At 38.7% G+C, this 630-nt stretch carries 1 protein-coding gene; it reads right to left on the reverse strand.

Annotated elements, in window-relative coordinates; translation table 11 throughout:
• A partial coding sequence (locus ACDX78_RS23235) for a transposase (RefSeq protein ID WP_486031221.1) occupies positions 1-630 on the reverse strand: 630 nt, incomplete at both ends.

The following is a 630-nucleotide window of genomic DNA, read 5'->3' on the forward strand; positions in this document are numbered from 1 at the left end:
GCTTGCACCCATTGATGCAAGTCATAGGCTTGTTGAATGAGAGATTCCAGTTTCGATTCTTCTTCATTGGATTTGGTTTTGTATATGATTTTATTTTTATGTCCTTTTTCAAGATATGCCGAAAAAGATTCTGGGATCTCTATTCCGGGAATCTTGCTCAGTTCTCTTACCATATTCCGAATCACAGTATAAAATAATTCAATTCGTGTCATTTTCTTACAGGAACTGTCAAGCATAGTGGAGTCCATGCGAGCCATTGATTTATTAATGGAAAGAAATTCTGCCATTTTTTCAGCGAGCGATTCCATTTCTTGTTGGAGAAGGGATTCTCCCGTTTGTGTTTCGTGTTCAACCAGGCGACATCTAAAATTGGATAACGTGTTAACACAGAGGCGTTCCCTGTCAACATCCGATTCAAGACCCAGGGCATACTGGAACCGGTAATCAAAGTAAAGGGATCCAATTAACTCTTCATCTGAGAGTAAATTCTGTTGTTTGAGAACCAACAAACTAACCAGTACATTGACTGGCTTATTCGGACGACTTGCCTTATCGCTATATAAAACTGAAAAACGTTCTTCATTAATTTGCGTAAGAATGAGGCGATAAAAGTCTTCTGCCCAACTTTTT

The organism is Virgibacillus oceani, assembly GCF_041521345.1.
In the GTDB taxonomy this organism is placed as follows: Bacteria; Bacillota; Bacilli; order Bacillales; family Amphibacillaceae; genus Virgibacillus_N; species Virgibacillus_N oceani_A.